Annotated in this window: 20 protein-coding genes; 8 read left to right on the top strand and 12 right to left on the bottom strand. The window is 66.1% G+C overall.

Features of this window, described 5'->3' with window-relative positions; all coding sequences use genetic code 11:
* Window positions 1-17: 17 nt before the first annotated feature.
* Genes HS053_RS09485 through HS053_RS09475 form a run of 3 tightly spaced genes read right to left on the bottom strand, consistent with a single transcriptional unit; the run spans window position 18 to window position 2,078 of the window.
* Window positions 18-809: a metal ABC transporter permease gene (locus HS053_RS09485; protein ID WP_174211199.1), complete on the bottom strand. Its 792-nt coding sequence runs from the start codon at window positions 807-809 to the stop codon at window positions 18-20.
* Complete coding sequence (locus HS053_RS09480; protein WP_174210998.1) at window positions 802-1,563, bottom strand: metal ABC transporter ATP-binding protein; 762 nt, start codon at window positions 1,561-1,563, stop codon at window positions 802-804. Before HS053_RS09480 ends, HS053_RS09485 begins: the two co-directional genes overlap by 8 nt.
* Window positions 1,560-2,078, bottom strand: coding sequence for a Fur family transcriptional regulator (locus HS053_RS09475; protein ID WP_174210997.1), 519 nt, complete (start codon window positions 2,076-2,078; stop codon window positions 1,560-1,562). The genes HS053_RS09480 and HS053_RS09475 overlap by 4 nt, the downstream gene beginning before the upstream one ends.
* A 66-nt stretch (window positions 2,079-2,144) precedes the next feature.
* On the opposite strand from HS053_RS09475, the gene HS053_RS09470 reads away from it, so the two are divergent.
* The 3 genes from HS053_RS09470 to HS053_RS09460 all read left to right on the top strand — a co-directional run bounded on the left by HS053_RS09470 (window position 2,145) and on the right by HS053_RS09460 (window position 5,402).
* Window positions 2,145-3,056: a zinc ABC transporter substrate-binding protein gene (locus tag HS053_RS09470; protein ID WP_174210996.1), complete on the top strand. Its 912-nt coding sequence runs from the start codon at window positions 2,145-2,147 to the stop codon at window positions 3,054-3,056.
* Window positions 3,057-3,106: 50 nt separating this feature from the next.
* Window positions 3,107-4,090, top strand: coding sequence for an aldose epimerase family protein (locus HS053_RS09465; protein WP_174210995.1), 984 nt, complete (start codon window positions 3,107-3,109; stop codon window positions 4,088-4,090).
* A 112-nt stretch (window positions 4,091-4,202) separates the two neighbouring features.
* Window positions 4,203-5,402, top strand: coding sequence for an MFS transporter (locus tag HS053_RS09460; protein WP_174210994.1), 1,200 nt, complete (start codon window positions 4,203-4,205; stop codon window positions 5,400-5,402).
* On the opposite strand, the gene HS053_RS09455 is transcribed toward HS053_RS09460, so the two are convergent.
* From HS053_RS09455 to HS053_RS09420, 8 genes are all read right to left on the bottom strand, one after another.
* A complete protein-coding gene (locus HS053_RS09455; RefSeq protein WP_174210993.1) occupies window positions 5,381-5,932 on the bottom strand; it encodes an isochorismatase family protein in 552 nt (183 codons plus the stop codon). The genes HS053_RS09460 and HS053_RS09455 overlap by 22 nt on opposite strands.
* A 2-nt stretch (window positions 5,933-5,934) precedes the next feature.
* A complete protein-coding gene (locus HS053_RS09450) occupies window positions 5,935-6,423 on the bottom strand; it encodes a DUF1993 domain-containing protein (RefSeq protein WP_174210992.1) in 489 nt (162 codons plus the stop codon).
* Window positions 6,424-6,487: 64 nt separating this feature from the next.
* Window positions 6,488-7,123 carry a hypothetical protein gene (locus HS053_RS09445; protein WP_174210991.1) on the bottom strand — a complete coding sequence of 212 codons (636 nt, stop codon included), beginning with the start codon at window positions 7,121-7,123 and terminating at the stop codon, window positions 6,488-6,490.
* A 16-nt stretch (window positions 7,124-7,139) separates the two neighbouring features.
* On the bottom strand, window positions 7,140-8,066 hold the full coding sequence (gene argF, locus HS053_RS09440) for an ornithine carbamoyltransferase (RefSeq protein ID WP_174210990.1): 927 nt from the start codon (window positions 8,064-8,066) through the stop codon (window positions 7,140-7,142).
* A 152-nt stretch (window positions 8,067-8,218) separates the two neighbouring features.
* On the bottom strand, window positions 8,219-9,388 hold the full coding sequence (locus HS053_RS09435) for an aspartate aminotransferase family protein (protein WP_174210989.1): 1,170 nt from the start codon (window positions 9,386-9,388) through the stop codon (window positions 8,219-8,221).
* A gap of 368 nt (window positions 9,389-9,756) precedes the next feature.
* Complete coding sequence (locus HS053_RS09430) at window positions 9,757-11,097, bottom strand: 8-oxoguanine deaminase (protein ID WP_174210988.1); 1,341 nt, start codon at window positions 11,095-11,097, stop codon at window positions 9,757-9,759.
* A gap of 200 nt (window positions 11,098-11,297) precedes the next feature.
* Window positions 11,298-12,098: an inositol monophosphatase family protein gene (locus tag HS053_RS09425; protein WP_174210987.1), complete on the bottom strand. Its 801-nt coding sequence runs from the start codon at window positions 12,096-12,098 to the stop codon at window positions 11,298-11,300.
* A gap of 99 nt (window positions 12,099-12,197) precedes the next feature.
* A complete protein-coding gene (locus HS053_RS09420; protein WP_174210986.1) occupies window positions 12,198-12,560 on the bottom strand; it encodes a helix-turn-helix domain-containing protein in 363 nt (120 codons plus the stop codon).
* 370 nt (window positions 12,561-12,930) lie between these two features.
* Between HS053_RS09420 and HS053_RS09415 the strand changes: the two genes are divergently transcribed.
* Entirely contained in the window at window positions 12,931-13,896 is a 966-nt protein-coding gene (locus HS053_RS09415) for an NADPH:quinone oxidoreductase family protein (RefSeq protein ID WP_174210985.1), read from the top strand.
* Here HS053_RS09415 and HS053_RS09410 read toward each other — a convergent pair.
* A complete protein-coding gene (locus tag HS053_RS09410) occupies window positions 13,880-14,785 on the bottom strand; it encodes a LysR family transcriptional regulator (RefSeq protein WP_174211198.1) in 906 nt (301 codons plus the stop codon). The genes HS053_RS09415 and HS053_RS09410 overlap by 17 nt on opposite strands.
* Window positions 14,786-14,918: 133 nt before the next feature.
* Here HS053_RS09410 and HS053_RS09405 point away from each other — a divergent pair, with 133 nt between their 5' ends.
* The 4 genes from HS053_RS09405 (at window position 14,919) to HS053_RS09390 (ending at window position 18,925) form a co-directional block, all read left to right on the top strand.
* On the top strand, window positions 14,919-15,149 hold the full coding sequence (locus HS053_RS09405; RefSeq protein ID WP_174210984.1) for a DUF1127 domain-containing protein: 231 nt from the start codon (window positions 14,919-14,921) through the stop codon (window positions 15,147-15,149).
* A gap of 138 nt (window positions 15,150-15,287) precedes the next feature.
* Window positions 15,288-16,067, top strand: a complete 780-nt coding sequence (locus HS053_RS09400) for a Bax inhibitor-1/YccA family protein (RefSeq protein ID WP_174210983.1) — start codon at window positions 15,288-15,290, stop codon at window positions 16,065-16,067.
* A 109-nt stretch (window positions 16,068-16,176) separates the two neighbouring features.
* Window positions 16,177-17,862 (top strand): Hsp70 family protein, encoded by a 1,686-nt coding sequence (locus HS053_RS09395; RefSeq protein ID WP_174210982.1) that lies wholly within the window; start codon window positions 16,177-16,179, stop codon window positions 17,860-17,862.
* Window positions 17,852-18,925 (top strand): hypothetical protein, encoded by a 1,074-nt coding sequence (locus HS053_RS09390; RefSeq protein ID WP_174210981.1) that lies wholly within the window; start codon window positions 17,852-17,854, stop codon window positions 18,923-18,925. Before HS053_RS09395 ends, HS053_RS09390 begins: the two co-directional genes overlap by 11 nt.
* The last annotated feature ends 13 nt before the right edge of the window (window positions 18,926-18,938 follow it).

Here is an 18,938-nt window from a genome sequence, read left to right as displayed (position 1 = left end):
GCCGGGGCGCGGCGGGTTCAGCCCCGCCGCGCCCGCCCGAACAGGGCCGCCGCCGCGAACAGAACCGCGGCGGCGGTCACGATCGACGGCCCCGCTGGCGTATCCTGCCACAGCGACAGCGCCAGCCCCCCCAGCGCCGCCACCGCACCGATGGCCGCCGCCGCCGCTGCCATCGCCTCGGGCGTGCGCGACAGGGCCCGCGCCGCCGCCGCCGGAATGATCAGCATGGCCGCAATCAGCAGCGCCCCCACCACCTTGAGCGCGACCGCCACCACCACCGCCAAGGCCAGCGTCAGAACCAGCCGCTCCCGATCCGGGTTCAGGCCGCTGGCCCAGGCCAGTTCCTCGTTCACCGTCGCCGTCACCAGCGCCTGCCAGCGCCACGCAAGCAGCGCCAGAACCAGTGCCGCGCCCCCCCAGATGAAGGCCAGATCGCCCCGCGTCACCGCAAGGATGTCGCCGAAGAGCCAGCTTTGCAGATCGCTGCGCACCCCCGGCACGAAGGAAATCGCCACAAGGCCAAAGGCCAGCGCGCCATGCGCCATCACGCCCAAAGTGGTATCCATCGCCCAGCCGCGCGTCGCCAGCGTCGAAACCGTCAGCGCCATGGCCAGCGCCACCACCAGCACCCCCGCCCCCACTGGCATGTTGCTCGCCAGCGCCAGCGCCACGCCCAGAATGGCGGCATGGGCGGTGGCGTCGCCGAAATAGGCCATCCGGCGCCAGACCACGAAAGACCCCAAAGGCCCGGTCGCCAGCGACAGCCCCACCCCGGCCAGCGCCGCCCGCGTCAGGAAATCGTCAAGCATGGTGGTGCCCGTCATGGTCATGGTCGTGGTGATCGTGGGAATGATCGTGGTGGTCGTGATCATGGACATGCTGATACAGCGCCAGCGCGCCTTGGGTGCCCAGACCGAACAGCGCGCGGTATTCCGGCGCGGTGGACACCACGCGCGGCGTGCCTTCACAGCAGATATGGTGGTTCAGGCAGATCACCCGGTCGGATGCCGCCATCACCACATGCAGATCGTGGCTGACCATCAGCACAGCCGCCCCCGTCTCGCGCCGGACCTCTTCGATCAGCCGGTAGAAGGCGGCCTCGCCCGGCTGGTCAAGGCCCTGCGTCGGCTCGTCCAGAATCAGGATCTGCGGCTCAACCAGCAGCGCCCGCGCCAGCAGCAGCCGCTGAAACTGCCCGCCCGACAGGGCCGACATCTGCCGCCCCTCCAGCCCCTCCAGCCCCACGCGCTTCAGCGCGGCCCGCGCGGCGCCGTCCCCCACCCGCACCGGCAGCGACAGAAAGCGGCGCACGGTCATCGGCATCGCCCGGTCCACCGCCAGCTTTTGCGGCACATAGCCGATGCGCAGCCCCGCCGCCCGGATGACCTGCCCGGATGCCGGCCGCAAGATGCCCAGAAGCGCGCGCAACAGCGTGGACTTGCCCGAACCGTTCGGCCCCAGAATGGTGACGATCTCGCCCGGCTCGATCGCCAGCGAGACACCCGACAGCGCCTCGGTCGCGCCGAAGCGGACCACCAGATTTTCGGCGGCCAGCAGGCTCATTTTCCCGCCCCGCGGCAATCGGGGCAGAGACCCAGCGCCTCGACAGACGATCCTTCGACGGTAAAGCCGATCTCGGCCCCGGCGGCCTCAAGTGCCGCCCGGATCGGGGCGGCGGGCGCCTCGGACAGCTTGTCGCAGGCGCGGCAGATCAGGAAGGCGGGGGAATGCGCCTCGCCCGGATGCATACAGGCGGCAAAGGCGTTCAGGCGGCGAACGCGGTGGGCAAAGCCTTGTTCTTCAAGGAAATCCAGCGCCCGATAGGCCACGGGCGGCTGATTGCCGAAACCTTCGGCGGCCAGCCGGTTCAGCACATCATAGGCGCCCAGCGCCCGGTGTTCCTCAAGCAATATCTCCAGCACCCGGCGCCGCACCGGCGTCAGCCGCACCCCGCGCGCAGCCGCCAGCGCCTCGGCCCGGGTCAGCGCGTCGCTGGCGCAATGGGCATGATCATGCCGGGCAAAGGCCAGATCGGGGCTTTCACAGCCCGGGCAGGCGGTTTCGTGCAGATGGGCCATGCGACACCTTGCAATGTTATACTATTACAGTGTATCTCCTTCCGCAGAGCCGCGAAAGAGAAGATCATGCGTTATACCATATCCTTTGCCCTTGCCAGCCTGCTGACCAGCCCCGCCCTTGCCGAGGTGCCGCGGGTTGTCACCGACATTCCGCCGGTCCACGCCCTGGTGGCGCAGGTGATGGGCGATCTGGGCCAGCCGCAGCTTTTGCTGGAAAAGGGCGCCGATGAGCATGACTTTGCCCTGAAGCCCAGCCAGATGCAGAGCATTGCCGAGGCCGACCTTGCCGTCTGGATCGGGCCTGAGCTGACGCCGTGGCTGGAGCGCGCCCTGCTAGGCAGCCCCGCCGCGCAACTGCCGCTGCTGGATGCCGCACCCACCCTGCGGCACAGCTATGCCCCGCAAGACGGGGAGGAACATACGCAGGAGGAACATGACGAGGCCGGCCACGACCATGCCGGCACCGATCCCCATGCCTGGCTGGACCCGCAGAACGCGCTGATCTGGACCGGGCTGATCGCCGCCGAACTGACGCGGCTCGACCCGGAGAATGCCGCCACCTATGCCGCCAATGCCGAAGCGGCGCGTGCCCGGATCGCCACGCTTGACGCCGATCTCAAGACGCAACTGGCGCCGGTCGCGGACAAGCCCTTTGTCGCCTTCCATGATGCCTATGGCTATTTCACCGCGCATTACGGGCTGCAAGCGGCAGGCCATCTGGCATTGGGCGATGCTTCGGCGCCCGGCGCCGCGCATATTGCCGAATTGCAGGCCGGAATTGCGGCGGGCAGTATCGTCTGCCTGTTTCCCGAAGTGCAGCATGACCCGGCCCTTCTGACCCAGCTTGCCGAAGGCAGCACCGTGCGGATCGGCGGCGCGCTCGACCCGGTGGGGTCCACGCTGGAACCGGGGCCAGCCGCCTATGAAACCCTGCTGCGCAGCATCGCCGACACGCTGGCCACCTGCCTGAAGGGTTGACGCCGCGCTCCCGGGTGCCGACTGTGGCGCCCGAACGGGGAGGCAAGGCAATGACGATCAGCGCATTCGGCAAAACGGCAGATGGCCGGCAGGTGGACAAGATCACCCTTGCGGCAGGCGACCTGACGGTCAGCCTGCTGACTTGGGGCGGCGTGCTGCAATCGGTGCGGCTGGCGGGGGTGGCACATGACCTGACCCTCGGGTCTGACCAGCTTGCCGATTACGAGGGCGACTTGCGCTATCATGGGGCCATAATCGCCCCGGTGGTGAACCGCCTCACCAATGCACAGGCACTGCTGGATGGCCACATCCTGCACTTTGAGACGAATTTCAACGGGCGGCACAACCTGCATTCCGGCAGCACCGGCGCCCATGCCCAGCTCTGGGAGATTGTCGAGGCGGGCGCAGATCATGCCGCCCTTGCGCTGGATATGCCCGACGGTCTGGGCGGCTTTCCGGGCAACCGCCGCCTGATCGCGCGGTTTTCGGTCACCGCGCCCGCCACCCTGCGGCTTGAGCTTGCGGCCGAGACTGACGCGCCCACCCTCTTCAACGCCACCAACCACAGTTACTGGACGATGGATGGCGGCGCCGACTGGACCGGCCAGCACCTGCGCATCGCCGCCGAGGCCATGCTGCCCACGGATGAGGATTTCGTCCCCACGGGCGAGATCATGCCCGTCGCGGGCACCCCGTTCGACTTTCGCGCCGGAAGGGCGATTGCGCCGGGCGAACCGCCGCTGGACAATTGCTTCTGCCTTGGTGCCGGCCAGGTGGCCTTGCGCCCGGTGCTGTGGCTGCGCGGCGCAAGCGGTCTGGAAATGGAGGTCGCCACGACCGAGCCGGGCGTGCAGGTCTATGACGGGCGCGGCGCGCAACGCCCCGGCGGCGGATATTACGAGGGGATCGCGGTGGAAACCCAAGGCTGGCCCGACGCACCGAACAAGCCGGGTTTCCCGCCGATCCGGCTAGCCCCCGGCGCCCCGCTGCGCCAGATCACCGAATGGCGGTTTGCCAAGACCCCGCGGCTGTAACAATCGCAACAAAAGGTGCAGCCTGCCCGGCTTGCCCTTCCCCGGCACCCGGGCATAAACGTTCGCGCTAACAGGAACCGGCGGCGACGGGCCTTAGAGGCGGAGCAGGACAATGACGGGCAATCGGGAGACCGCGGCGCGGCGCGCGCGTTGGGCGGTGGCGGCGATGTTTGCCGCGAACGGCTTGACCATGGGGGCATGGGCGCCGCAGATCCCGCTGATCCTGCCAAGGCTGGGCATCACCGAAACCATGCTGGGGCTGCTGATTCTGGGCCTTGGCTTTGGCGCGGTCGGGGCGATGCTGTTCTCGGGGCGGCTGATTGCGCGCTATGGCTCGCGCAGCGTGCTGCGGGGTTTTGCGCTGTCGGTGATCCCGATTTTGCCTGCGGTGGTGTTTTCCCACTCCCTACCGCTGACGGCCCTGACCATGGCGCTGTTCGGTGCCATGGCGGGCTGCATGGATGTGGCGATGAACGCGCAGGCCGTGGCGATCGAGCGGCGGCTGGGCCGTGCCATCATGTCATCGTCGCACGGGTTCTGGAGCCTTGGCGGCTTTGTCGGCGGTTCGGCCGGGGCTTGGGTGATTGCACATCTGGGGGCCGAGGGGCAGGCGCTGCTGGCTTCGGCCGGGGCGGCGGCGCTGGTCTTTGGCGCCATGCCCTTCCTGCTGCCCGATCCGCCTGCCCGGCGCAACGCGGCTGCCCCGCAACGGCGCGGCCATCTGATTCCGCGCGATGCCGGGCTGTGGCTCTTGGGGGCGATGGCGCTGTTTTCCATGGTGCCCGAAGGGGCGGTCCTGGACTGGGCGGCGCTGTATCTGGCCAAGGAGCTGGGGGCAGACCTGTTCCGCTCGGGTCTGGGATTCGCCTTCTTTGCCGGAACCATGGCGGTGATGCGCTTTGCCGGGGATGGGCTGCGCAGCCGTTTCGGCGCGGTGCAGACGCTGCGGTTTTCGGGGCTGATCGGCGCGGCGGGGCTGCTGGGCGGTGCGCTGGCGCCGGTGGATGTGCTGGCCATCGCCAGCTTTGCACTGGCCGGCTTCGGCGTGGCCAATATGGTGCCGATCCTGTTTTCGGCGGCGGGCAACCATGTCGGCCTGCCGCCCGGGCAGGCGATTTCCACCGTCACCATGGTCGGCTATGCGGGTATCCTGATTGCCCCCGCCTCGATCGGCTGGGTCGCCGAACATGCCGGGTTCCGGCTGACCTATGGCGCGGTTGCCATTCTTCTGCTGGTGGTCGCTGCACTGGCCGGGCGGGTGGCGGCGGCCGACCGGCTGCACGCCCCGGCTCAGACCAGCCCGGCCACCTGATCCGCCGTCACCAGCCGGGCGAAATCCGCGCCCAGCAACGAAAGGGTGACGCGCAGCACGGTTTCGGCATCAATCCGCCCGCCATCATGGGCAGGAATGTCGAAACCGATCAGCGCATCGCCCGGCAGGACCACCTGAAAGCCCAGATCGCTGGCCGCGCGGCAGGTGGAGGTGACGCAGAACGCCGCCACCGCCCCCACCAGCACCAGCCGATCTATCCCCTGCCGTCGCAGATGGGCGTCCAGCCCGGTGCCCGCAAAGGCCGATGAGCCGGATTTCCAGAACACCACCTCGCCCGCCGCCGGTTCGGCGCAGGGCATCGGCGCACCAGAAGGTTGCCCCCGACGAAAGGGCGAGGCGGGGTCGGCATCGTCGTGATGCACATGCACCACCGGCAGCCCCCGCGCGCGGAACAGCGCGACCAGCGCCGCCACATGCGCTTCGGCGTGTGGATTGGCACGGGGGCGGCCTGCGGCAGTCCGCTCGGCCATGCCCATCTGCATGTCGATGATCAGAAGCGCGGTGGTCACCCTCAGCCCCCCAGAAAATCGACCTTGCCGATCTCGAGCCCACCAGAACGCAGGATGTTATAGGCCGTGGACATGTGGAAATAGAAATTCGGCACGGCATAGCTGTTCAGATACTGCACCGCCGGAAAGCTCAGCTCACGCGGGCCGGCCTTGACCGTGATCATGCGCGCCTCGGCCCCGTCAAAGGCGCTGTCGGGCAGGGTCTGGATAAAGGCGATGGTCTTTGCGATCCGCTCCTGCAACTCGGCCAGAGTGGTTTCGGTGTCCGGGAAAGACGGCACCTCGACCCCGGCAAGGCGGGCGCTCGCCCCTTTGGCATGGTCGCAGGCGATGGTGACCTGCCGCCAGAAGGGCAGCATATCGGGGAACAGCCGCAGTTGCGGGATCACATCCGGCTTGATCTTGCGGACCTCGGCATAGGTTTCGGCCTTGGCAAGGATCTTCGACAGGGCGGTCAGGGAATGGGTGAAGGACGGGACGGGCGATTGCATGGACGGCCTCCTGTTGCGCTGGCGGCAGGAGGCGCCGGAAATCAGCCAAAGGCAAGGGGCGGATTCACCCGTGCCGCGCCCGCACCATGGCCGCCGCCGCCTCCCAGCTTGGCCGGGCACCGCGATGGTTGGCGCCGGGCGGCGACAGCGCCACCGCCTTCACATGCTCCAGCTTCAGCGCCGCAAGATAGGCTTGCGCCTTGCCGCCAAAGGCGATCACCACCGCCTGCGGCATCAGCGCAATCTGCGCCCGCAGATAGAGTTCCGAACAGCGCCGGTCACGCCGCCCGCCGATCTCTTGCGCGACCGAACACAACCGCCCCTCGGTCAGCCAGACCTGCCGCAACTGATCGGGCAGGCTCTGTCCGGGCAGGATCATGTCAAGGAAGCTGCGGATGTTGCGGTGGAAAAGGTCGGTTCCGGCCGCGATGATCCGCCCGGTTTCCGCCACCGCCTGCGCCAGAAACTGGTCCGGGCGCAGGCCGGGGTCATAGAAATCATCAGGATAGACCCCGCCTGGCTCGGCAAAGACCAGAACCGCCCGCACCTCGTCCAGCCGGCCCGTCGCACCCAGAAAACCGCGCGGAACGTGGCCCGCCTCGGGTCGCCATACGGCTTCGGCACAGGTTCCGAAGCCCGCGCAGGGGCGATAGGCCGGTTCCAGCACCGCCCGAAGCTGTGGATGCGGCAGCGCCGACATGTTCAGCCCCCCAGTTTCAGACTCCGAGCGACCAGCGCATGACGGCCTTTTGCGCGTGCAGGCGGTTCTCGGCCTCGTCAAAGATCACCGAATGCGGGCCGTCCATCACGGCGCTGGTCGCCTCGTCATTGCGATGGGCGGGCAGGCAATGCATGAACAGGCTGTCGGGACGCGCCCGCGCCATCAGCGCCTCATTCACCTGATAGCCGCGCAACTGGTTGTGGCGGCGCTCCTTGGCGGATTCCGGGTCATGCATGGAAACCCAGGTGTCGGTGACCACCAGATCGGCGCCATCCACTGCCTTGAACGGGTCGCGCTCGATCAGCACCTTTGAGCCCTTCTCACGGGCGAAACCGACGAATTCCGCCTCGGGGTCAAGGGTTTGCGGGCCGGTGAAGGTGAAGTCGAAACCGAACTGCCCCGCCGCGTGCAGGAAGCTAGCGCAGACATTGTTGCCGTCACCCGCCCAGACCACCTTCTTGCCCGCGATCGGGCCGCGATGCTCTTCATAGGTCATCACATCGGCCATGATCTGGCAGGGATGGGTGCGGTTGGTCAGCCCATTGATCACCGGAACGGTGGCATGTTCGGCCATCTCCAGAAGCGTGGCCTCTTCAAAGGTGCGGATCATGATCAGATCGACATAGCGCGACAGCACCCGGGCGGTGTCGGCAATCGTCTCACCATGGCCAAGCTGCATTTCCTTGCCGGACAGAACCATGGTCTGCCCGCCCATCTGCCGCACGCCGACATCGAAGGAAACGCGCGTGCGGGTCGAGGGTTTTTCAAAGATCAGCGCCACCATGCGACCGGCAAGCGGCTGTTCATCATCGGGCGCACCGCGCGGGCGGCCCTGACGGGCGGTCTTCATCGCCTGCGCATTGTCGATCATCGACCGCAGATCGGCGGCGTCGGTTTTGTGGATATCAAGGAAATGCTTCATGGCAGAGCTTTCTGGGCGTCGGTCTTGCCGGCAGGCGCCGGGGGTTTCACACCCCCGGACCCCCGTGGAGTATTTGGCGAAGGGCAAATGCGGGCTCGGTGCCTGTCATTCGTCGCCGGCTGCGCTCGGCCTGTTCGCGGGTGGCCAGCATCTCAGCCCTCCAGCGCGCGGGCGGTGGCGTCCAGCCGCGCCAGTGCCTCGGCAATATCGGCCTCAGGAATGTTGAGCGCGGGCAGCAGGCGGATCACATTGTCGGCGGCGGCCACGGTCAGCAGGTGCTGGCCATAGGCGGCCTTGACCACATCGGTATTGGTCGCCTTGCATTTCAGGCCCAGCATCAGGCCCTGCCCGCGTACCGCCTCGAACACGGTGGGATGGGCCGCAACCAACCCCTCCAGCCCTTGGGCGAATTGCGCGCCCTTGCGGCTGACATCGGCAAGGAACGCGTCATCGGCCACGATCTGCATGACCTTCGCACCGACGGCGCAACCCAGCGGGTTGCCGCCATAGGTCGAGCCATGGGTGCCTGCAACCATGCCCGAAGCGGCATTTTCCGTTGCAAGCACGGCGCCCAGCGGGAAGCCGCCGCCAATCCCCTTGGCCACCATCATGATATCCGGCGCAACCCCGGCCCATTCATGGGCGAAAAGCTTGCCGGTGCGCCCGACGCCGCATTGCACCTCGTCAAAGATCAGCAGGGCACCATGCTGGTCGCAAAGGTCGCGCAGTTTCCGCAGGAAAGCGTCCGACAGGCTGCGGATGCCGCCTTCGCCCTGAATGGGTTCGACGATCACGGCGCAGGTCTGGTCGCTGATGGCGGCGGTCAGCGCATCAAGATCGCCGAAAGGCAATTGCCGGAAACCGGGCATCAGTGGGCCAAAGCCCTTGGTCATCTTGTCCGACCCCGCCGCCGCGATGGCGCCGGTCGAGCGGCCATGGAAGGCGCCCTCGAAGGCAAGGATCTCGGCCCGGGGTGTGCCTTTGTCGGAATGGTATTTGCGGGCCATCTTGATGGCCAGTTCCGCCGTCTCGGTCCCTGAATTGGTGAAGAAGACCGTATCGGCAAAGGTCTTGTCCACCAGAAGCTCTGCCAGCCGCTCCTGTTCGGGGATGCGGTAGACGTTCGAGACATGCCAGAGCTTGCCCGCCTGTTCGGTCAGCACCGCCACCAGTGCCGGATGGGCATGGCCCAGCACATTCACCGCAATACCGCCACCAAGGTCGAGGTATCGCGTGCCGTCCTCGGCGGTCAGCCAGCTTCCCTCGCCATGGGTAAAGGCGATGGGGGCACGGTTATAGGTGGGCAGGACGGCGGAAATCATGGAAGTCTCCCGTATGGAAGGCCAAGGAGTGCCAAGGCCGGGCGGAAAGGTCAACAATGGAAGGCGGGTTGCGGCAATCGCGCCGGGGCGCAGGCCAAGCAGGATCGGGCGCTTACGCGGTGGCGCGTCGGCGTCGGGGCAGGAAGCGAAGGGTGCTTTGCGCGATCATGGGCCGCTCATAGCGCGGCATCGGAGGGGAGGGAAGGAAAATCTGCGCACGGCCCGGATTCGGGCGCGGATGCGTTGTCAAAAACCGCAACCCGCCCCTGCCATCCTCTCTCTGAAAGTATCCTGCGGGGTGGTCCGGAGGGGTGCAAAACCCCTCCGGGGTCAGCCAAGGGCGGCCGGGCCGAAATCCTGGGCAGCCCTCAGCCCATCAGCCGCGCTGCGAGGCGGTTCTGGGTTTCGATTGCGCGAGGCAGGTCGATGGTCACCATCTGCCCCTCCCGCACCACCGCGCGCCCTTCGACATAGAGGTCGCGCACCCGGGTCGGGCCGCAGAGCATCAGGCTCGCCACCGGATCCCAGGAGCCCGCACTTTCGATGCCCGACACATCCCAGATCGCCAGATCGGCGCGCTTTCCCGGCTCCAGACTGCCGCAATCGGGGCGGCCCAGCACCCGCGCGCCGCCCAAAGTTGCAATCTCTAGCGCCTCGCGCGCGCTCATCGCATCGGCGCCACGCGCCACACGCTGCAACAGCAGCGCTTGCCGCGCCTCGGCCACAAGGTTTCCGGCGTCATTGCTGGCCGAGCCATCCACGCCCAGCCCCACCTTCACCCCAGCATCGCGCATCGCCCGCACCGGCGCGATGCCCGAACCCAGCCGGCAGTTCGAGCAGGGGCAATGCGCAACCCCGGTGCCCGACCGGGCAAACAAGCCGATCTCGCCCGCATCCAGCTTCACGCAATGGGCGTGCCAGACATCATCGCCGGTCCAGCCAAGGTCTTCGGCATATTGGCCGGGACGACAGCCGAACTGCGCCAGAGAATAGGCGATATCCTCGTCATTCTCGGCCAGATGGGTGTGCAGCATCACCTTCTTGTCGCGCGCCAGCAGCGCCGCCTCGCGCATCAGGTCGCGGCTGACGGAAAAGGGTGAGCAGGGCGCAAGGCCGACGCGCACCATCGCCCCCTCACGCGGATCGTGGAAGGCATCGACCACGCGGATCATGTCACGCAGGATCGCCTCTTCCCGTTCCACCAGACTGTCGGGCGGCAGGCCGCCCGCACTCTCGCCGATGCTCATCGCGCCGCGGGTGGGGTGAAAGCGCAGCCCCACCTCGCCCGCCGCCGCAATGGTATCGTCCAGCCGCGCTCCGTTGGGGTAAAGATAGAGGTGGTCCGAGGTCATCGTGCAACCCGAGAGCGCCAGTTCCGCCAGACCGATCTGCGCGCTGACGAACATCTCTTCGGGGCCAAAGCGCGACCAGATCGGATAGAGCGTTTTCAGCCAGCCGAAGAGCAGCGCATCCTGACCGCCCGGAACGGCACGGGTCAGGGTCTGGTAAAGGTGGTGGTGGGTGTTGACGAGGCCGGGGGTGACGACACAGCCCGCCGCCTGCACCACCTGCGCGGCGGGGGCGACGATCCCCTGCCCCACGGCGGCGATCTGGCCGCCGCGGATCAGCACATCGCCCCCGGCGATTTCGCGGCGTGCGGCATCCATCGTCACGACGGCGGCGGCATTGCGGATCAGGATTTCGGACATGACGTTCCCCTTGGGTCCACCCCCTTCGGTGGGCCGGGAACAGGGCGCGACAGAAGGGGGATCAAGGACTCGCGCTGCGCTGTCAGGATAACGCCCCGCGGCGCCTGCGCCAAGCGCAACGGCGGGGACCGAAAATTTTTCGGCCGAAAAATTTTCGTGGCCCGGCCGGTCAGCCGGGGGGATGGGCAATATTGCCCATCCTACGGGTTGAGCAACGCCAGCGCCTCGGCATGGATTTCACGGCTGGCGCAGGCCAGAATCTGCCCCCCCTCGGCGCAGGGGCCGCCTTGCCAGTTGGTCACGATGCCACCTGCCGCCTCAATCACGGCAATCGGCGCCTGCACGTCATAGGCTTGCAGCCCGGCCTCGATCACGATGTCGATCTGTCCGGCGGCGATCAGGGCATAGGCATAGCAATCCGTGCCATAGCGCGTCAGTTTGGCCTGCGCTGCCACCCGGCGGAAGGCCGCGCCTTCGGCGGGCGTCCCGACCTCGGGGAAGGTGGAGAACAGGATTGCCTGTGACAGGGGCCGCGCCGGACGCACCGCCAGCTTGGCACGCCCCGACGGGCCGTTGACCTCGGCCCGGCCAAAGCCGCCCTCGAACCTTTCGCGGATATAGGGCTGGTCGATGATGCCATAGATCGGCCCGCTCGCGTCGCGGACCGAGATCAGCACCCCCCAGGTCGGCGTGCCGGAAAGATAGCCGCGCGTGCCGTCGATCGGGTCCAGCACCCAGGTCAGACCGGAGGTCCCTTCACTGCGGCCGAACTCCTCGCCCAGAATGCCGTCCTGCGGGCGGCGGGCGGCGAGGATGGCGCGCATCCGCTCTTCCGACAGCCGGTCGGCCACCGTGACCGGATCGAACCGTTCGGTTTCCTTGGTATCGGCGGTCAGGTCCGGCTTGCGGAAATGCAGAAGCGTCGCCTCGCGCGCCGCATCGGCCAGCGCATGGGCGGTGGCGATCAGTTCGCCAGTCTCGGCTTCGCTCAGATGGGCCATGGCTCTCTCCGCAATCCCCGGCGCCCGAAACGAGACGCCCCCGTGCCGGGCTATCGGCACAGGGGCGCAAGGTCAATCACAAGGTCACTCGCTAAGGGTTCAGGCGGCGTCAGACAGAACGCGGGCCAGATCGAAAAGACGGCGGCGCTGCGCCTCGGGAATGGCATAGTAGGAGCGGACGAGTTCCAGCGCCTCTTTATCCGCCATCAGGTCGGCACCGGCGGCCTGCACCAGTTCGGCACCCTCGGCAAGCCCTTCGAAGAAGAAGGCAATCGTCACGCCCATGGCGTCGGCAATGTCCCAGAGCCGCGAGGCGCTGACCCGGTTCATGCCGGTTTCGTATTTCTGGATCTGCTGGAACTTGATTCCAACCTTGTCGGCCAGTTGTTGCTGGGTCATCCCGATCATCCAGCGGCGGTGCCGGATACGCTTTCCAACATGGGCATCGACGGGGTGTTTCATTGGTCTCTCCGTTCCCTGATCACAAACTCATGACACGCAGGCATGTTTTGCCTACACAGATATACAAGCAAGTTTATTGCCAAAATGATGGGGGAGCGGTTTATCCCCGAAAATTCTTTCAGGACAGTCAAAACCTGTCTTTTTGGATATGTCCAATTATACAAGCGGACAAGAAACCCGCCGCAGATTTGACCTTGCGCGCTATGAGGTTGCGCTTCGCGTGCCGCTCGCCTTAAGCGAGCATTCCAATATGCGATGCAAAATGCAACAATCTTGCGACCAGAACTTTGCATAATGCGAAAACACCCGACTTGACCCCGCCCGGAAGCCGTCAAAGGATGGCCAGAGCGCAATCGGAAAGGGCAATTGCATGAAAGCTTGGCGTGTCGCCGAAACCGCAGGGGCCTTCACCCTCGAGACTTTGGCCGATCCGCTGCCCGCCCCGGGCGAGGCGCGGGTGCGGGTGGCGGCGGTCGGGCTCAACTTTGCCGATCTTCTGATGCGCGACGGCAAGTATCAGGTGCGCCCCGATTTCCCCTATACCCCCGGCATGGAAATGGCCGGCGTGGTCGATGCCCTTGGCCCCGGCACGACCGGGCCCGCCCCCGGCACGCGGGTTCTGGCCTATCTGGGCATGGGCGCCCTGGCCGAGGCGGTCTGCGTGCCGGTGGCCCGGCTGTTGCCGCTGCCCGAGGGGATGCCCTTTGATCATGCAGCGGCCTTTCCCATCGCCTATGGCACCTCGCATCTGGCGCTTGGGCGCAAGGCAGCGCTGGCCCCCGGGGAAACCCTGCTGGTGCTGGGTGCGGCGGGCGGGGTCGGCCTCACGGCGGTCGAGATCGGGCGGCGGATGGGTGCGCGGGTGGTGGCGGTGGCGCGCGGCGCCGCGAAATGCGCCGTGGCCGAGGCGGCGGGTGCCCACCTGTCGATTGACAGTGACACCCCCGACCTGAAGGCGGCCTTCAAGGCGCTGGGGGGCGTCGATGTGGTCTATGATGCCGTGGGTGGTGCCGCGGGTGAGGCGGCCCTTTCCGCGCTGCGCCCCGAGGGGCGCTTTCTGGCCATCGGCTTTGCCTCGGGTCAAGTGCCGCAGATCAGGGCCAATCACCTTCTGGTCAAGAACCTTTCGGTGATCGGCCTCTGGTGGGGCGGCTATCTCAACTTCGCGCCCGAGGTGCTGGACGCCAGCCTGCGCCAGTTGCTCGACTGGTATGCCGAAGGCGCCCTGCGCCCGCATGTCAGCGATACCCTGCCCTTTGCCGCCCTGCCCGAGGCGCTGGACCGGCTTGCCGCCCGCGCCTCGACCGGCAAGCTGGTGATCAGCCTGCAGCCGTAGCCTCGCCCCGCTCGGCCACCACCGACAGCCGCCCGGGCCGCTGGGCATAGGCGCGGCGCAGCATCTCGGCCAGCGCCAGAACGGTGGGGCTATGCGCCGGTTCGGCGCGGTAGAGGTTGACCTTCATCCGGCCCAGTTCCGGCAGGGCGCCGCCATGGGCGATCCGTTCGACATAGGGCGGCTCAGACCCCGCCAGCACGGTATGCACCGCAAGATCGGCACTGACCGACGCCTCTACCGTGCGGGTGCTGTCGCTTTCCACCGCCATCACCCAAGGAATGCCGGCGCGGTCCAGTTCCGCCTGCACCCCCTGCCGGAAGATGCAGTTATGCTCATAGGCCAGCCGCAGCGGGCGGCTTTTCCATGCCACCCCGCCCGGCGCCCCCACCCAGACCAGCGGCAGTTCGGCGATCGTCTCGCCTCCCGGCTCAAGATCGGCTTCGGTGCTGAGGATCACATCGCATTCGCCCCGCGCGAACTGCGCCTTCAGAACCCGCGTGAACGAGGACAAAAGCGTGACCCGCATCCGCGGATATTCCTTGGCAAAGCGCTGCAAGACCTGCGGAATGGCGGGATAAACGATGTCATGCGGCACACCCAGCACCACCTCGCCTTCATGCATATCCTGCGTCAGGCGACCAAAGGCTTCGTCATTCAGGGCCAGCATCCGGCGAGCATAACCCAGCAACTGCTCTCCCGCCGCCGTCAGGCCCACCTGACGGCCCGAACGGTCCAGCAGTTGCACATCCAGCATCTCTTCCAGCCGCTTGATCTGCATCGAGACCGCCGATTGCGTGAGATTGAGGAACCCCGCCGCCCGCGTCACCCCGCCCGCATCGGCAATCGCCACGAAAGACCGCAGCGAAGTCATGTCGAGATTGCGCACCATATCACGAATCCTGATATCATAAGTCAAAAGCATTCATTTTCGCAATGAACCCGATTCGGGTAAAAGGATCAAGTGTCCTGATGGATTTCCCCCGAAGGATCACCGACGCAAATGACCCCCGAAAGGAAAGACAATGTTCGCCTCGCTCCACACTTCGGATTATGCCATCGGGCACATGCCGCTGCGTGGCACTCCGCGCCGCCTGCTGGCCGGGATCTCGACCGCCCTTGCCGTGCGCCGTCAGCGCGCCGAACTGGCCCGCCTGCCGGAAACCCTGCTGGCCGACCTCGGCCTGACCCGCGCCGAGGCCCTGGCCGAAGCACAGCGCCCGCTTTGGGATGTTCCCGCGCGCTGGCGCGCCTGAGCCAAACCTCAGCCAAAGCCGCGGCCCGAATGCAGGATTTCCGCATCGGAAATCCTTGAAATCCCGACCCGGCCTTCCGATATCTGCGTCATAAGGCGTCGCGGCCCAACCGCGCCCTCGAACAATCGGAGGTTTCAGATGGCACAATATGACACGATCGGGACGGTGGGCGTTGGCGCCCGCGCCCAGATCGACGCGGGCCTGCGCGCCCATATGAACAAGGTCTACGGGCTGATGTCCGTGGCAATGCTGATCACCGGCGCCGCCGCATGGTCGATTTCCGGCCTTGCCGTGACCACCGATGCCGCGCAGGGCGTGGCACAGATCGGCGCGGGTGAGTATCTGACCAGCTTCGGCCAGACGCTCTATGCCTCGCCGCTGAAATGGGTGGTGATGTTCCTGCCGCTGGTTCTGGTCTTCGCCTTCAGCGCGGCGATCAACCGGCTGTCGGTCGGCGCGGCGCAACTGTTCTTCTATGTCTATGCGCTGGCCATGGGCGTGTCGCTGTCGTCGATCTTCCTTGTGTTCACCGGCACCTCGATTGCCCAGACCTTCCTGATCACCGCAATCGCCTTTGCGGGCCTGTCGCTCTATGGCTACACCACCAAGCGCGACCTGTCGGGTTTTGGCACCTTCCTGGTGATGGGTCTGATCGGTCTGATCGTCGCCTCGATCGTGAACATCTTCCTCGCCTCTTCGGCGCTGGCCTTTGCGATCTCGGCCATCGGCGTGCTGATCTTCGCCGGTCTGACCGCCTATGACACGCAGAACATCAAGAACACCTATGTTCAGAACGCCGCGATGGGCAATCAGGAATGGCTGGGCAAGGCCGCCATCATGGGCGCCCTGAGCCTCTATCTCGACTTCATCAACCTGTTCATGTTCCTGCTGCAATTCCTGGGCAGCAACCGCGAGTAAGCGCGAACACATCGCAAGACCTGAAGGCCGGGGGTGACCCCGGCCTTTTTAATTGCCCCGCCGCCGAAAATCCCTTTCTCTGGGCGCGCTTGGGCAACTGCGGCAGAACATGCATTTCGGAATCGACCTAGGAACAACAAATTCCCTCATCGCGGTGTTCGAGGATGGTCAGCCCCGGCTGATCCCGAACGCCCTTGGCCATGTGCTGACCCCATCGGTTGTCGCGCTGCTGGACCGGCGGCTGGTGGTGGGCGAAACCGCGCGTGAGGTGGCCCTGACCGATCCGGCCCGCGCCGCAGCTGTCTTCAAACGCGGCATGGGCACCAACCGGATTTGGAAACTGGGCGCCGACAGCTATTCTGCGACCGAGCTATCAGCGCTGGTCCTTAAAGCCCTGAAAGAGGATGCCGAAGCGCATCTGGGCGTTGTTGTCCGTGATGTGGTCATCTCGGTTCCCGCCTACTTCAACGAGTTGCAGCGTAAGGCCGTGCGCGCCGCTGGCACCATCGCCGGGCTGAATGTAACCCGGCTGATCAATGAACCCACCGCCGCCGCGCTGGCCCATGGCCTGCACCAAAGCGAGGGTGAGGCAAAGGTTCTGGTCTTCGACCTTGGCGGCGGCACCTTCGATGTCTCGATCGTCGAGTTCTTCGAGGGGGTTATGGAGGTGCGCGCCTCGGCCGGAGATGCCTTCCTGGGAGGCGAGGATTTCACCGAGGCCCTGCTGCGCTATATCGCGGCGCAAGCCGTTGTGGACGCCAATGACCCGCCGCTGCGCGCCGCCCTGCTGCGGCTGGCGGAAACGGCCAAACGCCAGTTGTCCAGCGCCCCACAGGCCACGATCCGCGCCCGGCTTGGGGACACCGACATTGACCTGACAATCACCCGCGACCGCTTTGACGAAATCACCGCCCAGACCATCGCGCGGCTAGCATCACCTTTGGACCGCGCCTTGACGGATGCCGCCCTCTCGCCCGATCAGGTTGACCGGCTGGTGCTGGTGGGCGGTGCGACCCGGATGCAATCGGTGCGCGCCTATGCCGCCCGCCGCCTGCGCCAGATGCCTGCCGCCGGGTTTGACCCCGACCATGTGGTGGCCCTTGGCGCCGCTGTGCAGGCCGCGCTGGTGGCGCAGGATGCCGCGCTGGACGATGTTGTGATGACCGACGTTTCCGCCTTTACCCTTGGCGTCAATACTGTGCACCGCATTAGTAACAATCTGCGCGAAGGCTATTTCGCTCCGATCATCCAGCGCAACAGCATCGTGCCCGTCTCGCGTGAAATGGTCTTTGCCACTGTCGAACCCGGCCAGCGTGAGGTGCGTTTCGGCATTTATCAGGGCGAGGCACCTTTGGTTGCCAACAACCTGTTGCTGGGCGAAGTCACCGTGACAGTGCCGGTCAACCGCAAGGAACACGAGCAGGTGAAGGTGCGCTTCACCTATGACGTGTCCGGCCTGCTGGAGGTCGAGGTGACGGTGCTCTCGACCGGCCACAAGGTGCAACTGGTCATCTCGCAGTTGGCGGGTTCTATGTCGCCCGAGGCGATTGCGGAGGCGCTGACCAAGATGAGCAAGATCAAGACCCACCCGCGCGACGATGCCCGCAACATCCACCTGCGCGTCCGGATCGAGGCCTGCTATGCCATGGCCCGCGGCGACGCCCGCGACTGGGTGCTGCACCTCATGTTGCAACTCGACGATGCCATCGAGCGGCAGGATACCCCGGCCCTGACCGAATTGCGCGCCGAGCTTCATCACGCGCTGGACAGGTTCGAGGCCGACTATGTCCGGTAAGGGCGGCTGGCCTTGGTCGGTTCTGGGACTGGAGGGGATGCCGACCGACCGCGCCGATCTGCGTCGCGCCTATGCCCGCGCCCTGAAGCAGATCGACCAAGCGACCGACATCGAAGGTTTTGCCGCGCTGCGTGAAGCCTATGACGCAGCCCTTGCGATGCGCGACACGCGCGACGCAGCAAACGCGGCGCAGAGCGCGCGCCGGGCCACCGCAAAGACCGTGCCAGCAGAGCCCTTGCCGCAGACGGTCCCGCCCGCCTCGCCCGCGGAATTCGCCCGACAGACAGAAGAGGCCGCATTCGCCCTGCTGCTGCAAACCACCCTCACCCCAAAACCCGATCATCAAACCGAACAGCGCCTTGCCTATGCTCTCGACAGCCCCTTCATGGCCGACCCGCAGCGCAAAGCCGCCCTTGGCCGGGCCATCGCCGGATTGATCAGCGACAGCTTTGCGTTGCAGCCCGAAGATGACCCCGAACTGGCCCGCGCCTTTACTCCGGCGCTGATGCAACGGCTGGACCGGGAATTCGCCTGGCTGTCAGACTATGCAGCCTTTGATCAGGCCTTCCCCTTTGAAACAGCGCTGCAACACGAAATGCTGCGGCGCGCCCATAACGGCGTGCTGCCGCAAGCCAAGCCTCATGATCGCCCTTCGATCACGCCGTTCGGGCGTATCGCGCGGATTCTGGTTTGGATGACCGCGTTCATCTTTCTTATTGCCGTCAATGGTTTCGACCTTGCGAATTGGCCACTGCTTGGCGTCGCGTATGGCATCGCCGGATTAATCGTCTGGCTGGGAGTATTTCCATTGCATCTGTGGATTCATGTGGGCTTCCAGCGTCGATACCACCGCCTCACCTCGGTCCTGCTCACCTTGCTGACCATCCTCAGCCTTGCCGCCCTGCCGCCCGTCTATGGCGCGGCGAAGGGCTGGATGTTTGTGATCGGCGCGGTTTCCTGCCTTGTGCTTCTTTGCCTGATGATCGCCCTTGGTCCAAAGGGCAGCCCCTGGCTTGAAGACAGGCTGCAGAGCTTTGCCAGACGGATGCGCGTCTGGCGTTAGCACAAAAGGAAAA

Origin of the sequence: Tabrizicola fusiformis (genome assembly GCF_013328815.1) — a bacterium.
Taxonomy (GTDB): domain Bacteria; phylum Pseudomonadota; class Alphaproteobacteria; order Rhodobacterales; family Rhodobacteraceae; genus Fuscibacter.
Note: the sequence above shows the minus strand (reverse complement) of the source record. Positions and strands in the feature narration are given on the sequence as shown.

Excerpts from the sequence above, each read along its gene's own strand:
- HS053_RS09430 (WP_174210988.1), bottom strand. The coding sequence starts at position 11,097 with ATGTCCGAAATCCTGATCCGCAATGCCGCCGCCGTCGTGACGATGGAT.
- HS053_RS09460 (WP_174210994.1), top strand. The coding sequence starts at position 4,203 with ATGACGGGCAATCGGGAGACCGCGGCGCGGCGCGCGCGTTGGGCGGTG.
- HS053_RS09470 (WP_174210996.1), top strand. The coding sequence starts at position 2,145 with ATGCGTTATACCATATCCTTTGCCCTTGCCAGCCTGCTGACCAGCCCC.
- HS053_RS09480 (WP_174210998.1), bottom strand. The coding sequence starts at position 1,563 with ATGAGCCTGCTGGCCGCCGAAAATCTGGTGGTCCGCTTCGGCGCGACC.
- HS053_RS09435 (WP_174210989.1), bottom strand. The coding sequence starts at position 9,388 with ATGATTTCCGCCGTCCTGCCCACCTATAACCGTGCCCCCATCGCCTTT.
- HS053_RS09420 (WP_174210986.1), bottom strand. The coding sequence starts at position 12,560 with ATGAAACACCCCGTCGATGCCCATGTTGGAAAGCGTATCCGGCACCGC.
- HS053_RS09390 (WP_174210981.1), top strand. The coding sequence starts at position 17,852 with ATGTCCGGTAAGGGCGGCTGGCCTTGGTCGGTTCTGGGACTGGAGGGG.
- HS053_RS09415 (WP_174210985.1), top strand. The coding sequence starts at position 12,931 with ATGAAAGCTTGGCGTGTCGCCGAAACCGCAGGGGCCTTCACCCTCGAG.
- HS053_RS09425 (WP_174210987.1), bottom strand. The coding sequence starts at position 12,098 with ATGGCCCATCTGAGCGAAGCCGAGACTGGCGAACTGATCGCCACCGCC.
- argF (WP_174210990.1), bottom strand. The coding sequence starts at position 8,066 with ATGAAGCATTTCCTTGATATCCACAAAACCGACGCCGCCGATCTGCGG.
- HS053_RS09395 (WP_174210982.1), top strand. The coding sequence starts at position 16,177 with ATGCATTTCGGAATCGACCTAGGAACAACAAATTCCCTCATCGCGGTG.
- HS053_RS09400 (WP_174210983.1), top strand. The coding sequence starts at position 15,288 with ATGGCACAATATGACACGATCGGGACGGTGGGCGTTGGCGCCCGCGCC.
- HS053_RS09485 (WP_174211199.1), bottom strand. The coding sequence starts at position 809 with ATGCTTGACGATTTCCTGACGCGGGCGGCGCTGGCCGGGGTGGGGCTG.
- HS053_RS09465 (WP_174210995.1), top strand. The coding sequence starts at position 3,107 with ATGACGATCAGCGCATTCGGCAAAACGGCAGATGGCCGGCAGGTGGAC.
- HS053_RS09475 (WP_174210997.1), bottom strand. The coding sequence starts at position 2,078 with ATGGCCCATCTGCACGAAACCGCCTGCCCGGGCTGTGAAAGCCCCGAT.
- HS053_RS09405 (WP_174210984.1), top strand. The coding sequence starts at position 14,919 with ATGTTCGCCTCGCTCCACACTTCGGATTATGCCATCGGGCACATGCCG.
- HS053_RS09445 (WP_174210991.1), bottom strand. The coding sequence starts at position 7,123 with ATGTCGGCGCTGCCGCATCCACAGCTTCGGGCGGTGCTGGAACCGGCC.
- HS053_RS09410 (WP_174211198.1), bottom strand. The coding sequence starts at position 14,785 with ATGGTGCGCAATCTCGACATGACTTCGCTGCGGTCTTTCGTGGCGATT.
- HS053_RS09450 (WP_174210992.1), bottom strand. The coding sequence starts at position 6,423 with ATGCAATCGCCCGTCCCGTCCTTCACCCATTCCCTGACCGCCCTGTCG.